We start from the raw sequence: 5026 nt of genomic DNA on the forward strand, positions 1-5026 counted from the left end.
TGCACGAGGTCGCCCTTCCCGGCCCGCGCGGGCGCACCCTGTTCGCCTGGCTGGTGATGCCACCCCAGACCGGCCAGCCCGTGCCCGCCGTGCTGGCCATGCACGGCTGGGGCGGCAACGCGGAGATGATGTGGCCGGTCGTGCCGCCGCTGCATGCGGCGGGCTTCGCCGTCCTGCTCGTCGATGCACGTTGCCACGGCCGCAGCGACGACGAAGCCTTCACCTCGATGCCCCGCTTTGCCGAGGACATCGCCGCTGCGCTGGCCTGGCTGCGCGGCCGGCCCGGCATCGCGGCCGATCGTGTGGCCTTGCTCGGCCACTCGGTCGGCGCCGCCGCCTGCCTGCTGCACGCGTCGCGCCACGCCGACGTGAACGCGGTGGTCAGCCTGGCGTCGTTCGCCCACCCGCACGAGGTGATGCGCCGCCTCATGGCCGAGAAGCGCGTGCCCTACCCCGTGCTCGGCTGGTACGTGCTGCGCCATGTGCAGCGCGTGATCGGCGCCCCTTTCGAGGCCATCGCACCCCTGCGCAGCATTGCGCAGGTGCGTTGCCCGGTTCTTCTCGTCCATGGACTTCAGGACAGTACGGTGCCGTTCGACGATGCCGTCCGGCTGCGTGCCGCATCGCGCGGCGCCCGGCTCCTGCCGGTGGCGGGCGGCCACGACATGCGCACGTCGCTGGCGCCTCATGCGCAGACACTGGTCGGGTTCCTGGCCCAGGCCCGCGACATCCACCATCCTCTCGACACTTCGACTCCATGACCACTGCCATGCCGAATGCCCTGCCCACCATGCCGCTGATCGACGACGAACTGGAGGTCCTGTCGTCGCTGGTGCCGCTGGACGCCCAGCGCATCATCGAGCTTGGCTGCGGCGCCGCGCACCTGGCGCGCTCGCTGCTGGCCCGCTACCCCGCTTGCACGGTCACCGCGCTGGAGGTCGACGAGCGCCAGCACGCGAAGAACCTCGCCGCGCCGCAGGAGCGCCTGACCTTCCTGGCGGCGGGCGCCCAGGCGATTCCGGCAGCCGATGCCTCCTTCGACCTGGCCCTGATGCTCAAGTCGCTGCACCACGTGCCCCAGCCCTTGATGGCCAGGGCGCTCGGCGAGGCGGCACGTGTGCTGCGCCCGGGGGGCCACCTGTACGTGTCAGAACCCGTCTACGCCGGCCCCTTCAACGAACTGATCCGCCTCTTCAACGACGAGGGCACGGTGCGCGCCGCGGCTCAGTCGGCCGTGGACGAGGTGCTGCTCGACGGTGCCTGGGAGCAGCTTGCGCAGCGGCGCTTCGACATGCCGGTGCAGTTCCGCGACTTCGCGGACTTCGAGCAGCGCATGATGCGGCCCACCTTCGCCGACCACGCGATCGACGACCAGAAGCTCGCCACGGTGCGGCGCGCGTTCGAACCCCACTGCACCAACGGCGGCGCACACTTCCTGCGCCCGATGCACGTCAGATTGCTGCGCCGGCGGGCATAGTGGCATGTCAGGTATGGTCGCCACGGCCGACCTAAGCCGAACACACCCCATGACCTCATCGCAATTCTCTTCACACCGGCGCCTGATGCTGGTCCTGCTGGCTGCAGGCTTCGGTCATCGCGCCGGCGCCCAGGTCGCCTTCGACCATGAGCATGGCGCCTGGACGGCGCTGCTGCGCAAGCATGTGGTCGTGCTCCGCCGAGGCCAGGCGAGCGCAGTCCGCTATGCAGGCTTCGCCGCCGACCGCGCCGCGCTGCGTGCCTACCTCGACGCGCTGTCCTCGGTTGCAGAAGGCACGTTCGCGGGGCTCGGCAAGGCCAGGCAGCAGGCCTTCCTGATCAACGCCTACAACGCTTTCACGGTCGAGCTGATCCTCACGAAGTACCCCGACCTCCAGTCGATCAAGGACCTCGGCAGCCTGCTGCAGAGCCCCTGGAAACCCAAGCGCGTGGCGCTGCTCGGCAGCAAGGTGTCGCTCGACGACATCGAGCACGGCATGCTGCGCCAGCGTGGCCGCTTCGACGATCCGCGGGTGCACTTTGCCGTCAACTGCGCGAGCATCGGCTGCCCGGCGCTTCGTGAAGAGGCCTTCGTCGCCGAGCGGCTGGATGCCCAACTGGACGAGCAGACCCAGCGCTTCCTGAGTGACCGGACGCGCAACCGCTACGACGTCAAGCGCGGGCGGCTGCAGGTCTCGAAGATCTTCGACTGGTTCGCCGAGGACTTCCGGCTCGGGCACCGCGGCGTCACGTCGCTGCCGGCATTCCTGGCGCGCCATGCCGATGTGCTCGCCGACAACGCGGCCGACCGCGAGCGCATCCGCAGCGGGCAGGTCGAGATCGACTTCCTCGACTACGACTGGAGCCTCAACGACGCGCGCTGAGGCTCGGCGCGTCAGCGCTTGGCCGCCTTCGCCTGCGCCACCATGCGGGCGAGTTCTTCGCCCGACTTGTAGTGCGCAACGCGAAACACCAGGCGCTTGCTGCGCTGCCAGAAGCTGTTGGTGCCGCTGACCTCGGAGGCCCAGTAGTCCTGGGCCAGCTTGAGGTTGCCCGGCACGTCGAGTTCGAACGCCTCCAGGCTGGCGCGCCCGCCGAAGATGTAGAGCTTGCCGTCGATGATGCGCCAGGTGTCGGCGTCGCCACCCCACGGGATCGCATAGGCGATGCCGTTGGCGCAGTAGCCGCCGAACTGCGGCAGATAGCGCTGCGGCGCCGCGTCGAACAGTGCCTTGTTCTCTGCCGAAGCGAAGCGGAAGGTCACGTCTTCGTAGCGGCTGCTGAACTCCGGCGTGCCCGGCGCGTAGCGACCCTGCGCGAAATAGGCCACCACGTCGGCCCCCTTGAGCATGACGCGTGCGTCGGCGCCATCGGCGACTGCGTTCACGGGCCGCAGCGAGCCCGACGGGTTCTGGGCGGTCATGGCCGTGCAACCCGGCAGCACGGTGGCTGCGACGACGAGTATCGCCACGAGCGGGGCCTGGCGGATGGATCGGATGGCGAGCACGGGCATGGTCAGGAACCTTCGGTTGCTGGAATGGAAAGGCGGTTGTCGGCCCAGGTCAGGTCGGCGGCGTGGCGCGGCGGCGAGGCATACGGCACCGGCCAGCCGAGCAGCGCACTGGCGTGCTCGGCACGCTCGCGCAACTGCTGCTCGTCGCGCGCGCCGAGGTGCACGATCCCGTAGCGGTGGCTGCCGGTCCACTTGAAGTCACGCGCGAGGCTGTGCCCGTGCTTCGGGAACCTGAAGAGCAAGGCATCGGGATGCGCGGCCGAGAACGCGGCGCGCTGCGCGGCCGTCGGCATGGCCGGCACGAGGTCGGGCTCGAACGAGCGGTAGACGAGGCTGGCAGCAACGCCGGCGGCGGGCTCGACCTTCGGCAAGGCCAGCGGGTCGTCGCCGAGGGCCAGTGCCAGCGACATGGCATGCGGGTCGACACCGAGAACGCGGCGGTAGAGATCCGAGAACTGCGAGGCCATGCGCGGGTTGAACTCGATCACGCTGAGGCGGCCGCTTGCCGGGTCGTGGAAGAACTCCATGTTGAACATGCCGTGGCGATAGCCGACCGCAGCCAGGAAGCGGCGCGCCACATCGAGCGCCCTCGCCTGCACGCTCTGCGGCAGGCGGCTCGGGTACTCCCAGCGCATGAAGGCCTGCGTGCCGGGGTACATGAGGGCGTCGACCACGCCCAGCGCATGTACCTGCCCTTCGTGGACCCAGCCATCGAGGTTGAACTGCGGGGCGTGCAGCGGCTCCTCGAGCATCAGGCGATGGGCCGTTCCGGCCTCCGGCAGGCGCGCCCGGCACACCCGCTCGAAGGGCTCGACGAGGCGGCGGATCACCCACAGCTCGCGCCTGCCGAAGCGCGTGTGGCGCTGCAGTTCCGCGGCGTCGGCCACCCGCCGGGCCAGCACGGAGAACGCTGCCTTCACCGGCTTGACGTAGGCCGGATAACGCACGCCCTCGGGGATGGCGCCGCCATAGACGGCATCCAGCTCGGCGAAGCCGACGCAGGCCTCCGGGCACACCGCCTGCAGCACGCGGCGCGCATGCAGCTTGTGCTGGCAGGCCAGCACGGCCGATACCGGCGTGCCGGGCAGGCACAGCCGTTCGGCCACCAGGGCCGCAGCCAGGGCGCCGAACTGTTCGTGGTGCGACACCACGCCCCGCCAGCCGGACCGGCGCCCGCGCCGCGCCTGTTGTTCGGCAAAGCGCTCGAGATCGAACCCAATCAGCCGCGCATTGCTCGGGAAGCTGAACAGGTCGAAGCCGGCTTCGTCGAAGGTGTAGTCCCCACGCAGGCGCTGGAAACCCAGGGTGTCCCAGTCGAAGCTGAACAGCAGGCCGAGCCGGGGGCGCGATGTCATCGGAGGGTCATTGTGAGGATGAGGTGGCGTCGAGCCGGGTCGAGCGGTCTACGTTCGATGCGGCGCCGCTATTCCGGCCCCGGGCGATGTAGCCCATGCCGGCCTGCGTCGACCAGCGTTCGAAGCCCTCGCAATGGGCCTCGACCAGGTCCCAGGGGTGCCACAGATCCGCCGGGCGGGCGTTGTAGGGCCGGTTCTTCAGCCACGGCAGCAGGTTCAGCGGGCCTGTCCACCAGGGGAAGAACTTCATGCCGGCCACCACCACCCGCGCACCGGGCCGCACCTGGGCGAGAACGTTGCGCACCGCCGCCGGCGTGCGGACGATGTCGTGCACGTAGTTGAACAGCACGGCATCGGCGGGCTCCGGCAACTGCACGCGCTCCGCCGGCTCGCAGCAATGCCAGACCTGCTGCCAGCCCCGGCTGGCGACGCGCGCCTGCGCGAGCGCGAACATGTCGGGGCTCTGTTCGAAGGCCAGCACACGGCCCGCGGCGCCGACGGCCTGCAACAGCGGCTCGTAGCTCAGGCCGGTGCCGGCACCGACGTCGAGCACCACCTGCCCGGGCTGCAACTGCAGCAGCGCGATAGCACGCAGCCGCAGGGGCATGGTGCGTTGCGCGGAGTCGTCGTAGCCCGCCGCGTGGCAGCGGTAGAGCTCGATCGAGGACCGTTCGCGATGCGA

General features: G+C 70.0%; 6 protein-coding genes. 3 read left to right on the forward strand and 3 right to left on the reverse strand.

Translation table 11 applies throughout. The features are described from left to right. From AAG801_RS40490 to AAG801_RS40500, 3 genes are all read left to right on the forward strand, one after another. Positions 1–761 (forward strand): alpha/beta fold hydrolase (locus AAG801_RS40490; RefSeq protein WP_341893521.1); only part of this gene is annotated, 761 nt, incomplete at its 5' end. Continuing rightward, positions 758–1477, forward strand: coding sequence for a methyltransferase domain-containing protein (locus AAG801_RS40495; protein ID WP_341893522.1), 720 nt, complete (start codon positions 758–760; stop codon positions 1475–1477). The genes AAG801_RS40490 and AAG801_RS40495, both read left to right, overlap by 4 nt. Positions 1478–1526: 49 nt before the next feature. After that, positions 1527–2360, forward strand: a complete 834-nt coding sequence (locus tag AAG801_RS40500) for a DUF547 domain-containing protein (RefSeq protein WP_341893523.1) — start codon at positions 1527–1529, stop codon at positions 2358–2360. 11 nt (positions 2361–2371) lie between these two features. Here the strand turns inward: AAG801_RS40500 and AAG801_RS40505 are convergent, their stop codons facing one another. From AAG801_RS40505 to AAG801_RS40515, 3 genes are all read right to left on the reverse strand, one after another. Continuing rightward, positions 2372–2989 (reverse strand): YHS domain-containing (seleno)protein, encoded by a 618-nt coding sequence (locus AAG801_RS40505; RefSeq protein ID WP_341893524.1) that lies wholly within the window; start codon positions 2987–2989, stop codon positions 2372–2374. A 2-nt stretch (positions 2990–2991) separates the two neighbouring features. Then, positions 2992–4344: an ATP-grasp domain-containing protein gene (locus tag AAG801_RS40510; RefSeq protein WP_341893525.1), complete on the reverse strand. Its 1353-nt coding sequence runs from the start codon at positions 4342–4344 to the stop codon at positions 2992–2994. Between the two features lie 7 nt (positions 4345–4351). Next, positions 4352–5026 (reverse strand): methyltransferase domain-containing protein (locus tag AAG801_RS40515; RefSeq protein WP_341893526.1); only part of this gene is annotated, 675 nt, incomplete at its 5' end.

This window comes from Variovorax sp. YR752 (assembly GCF_943372545.1).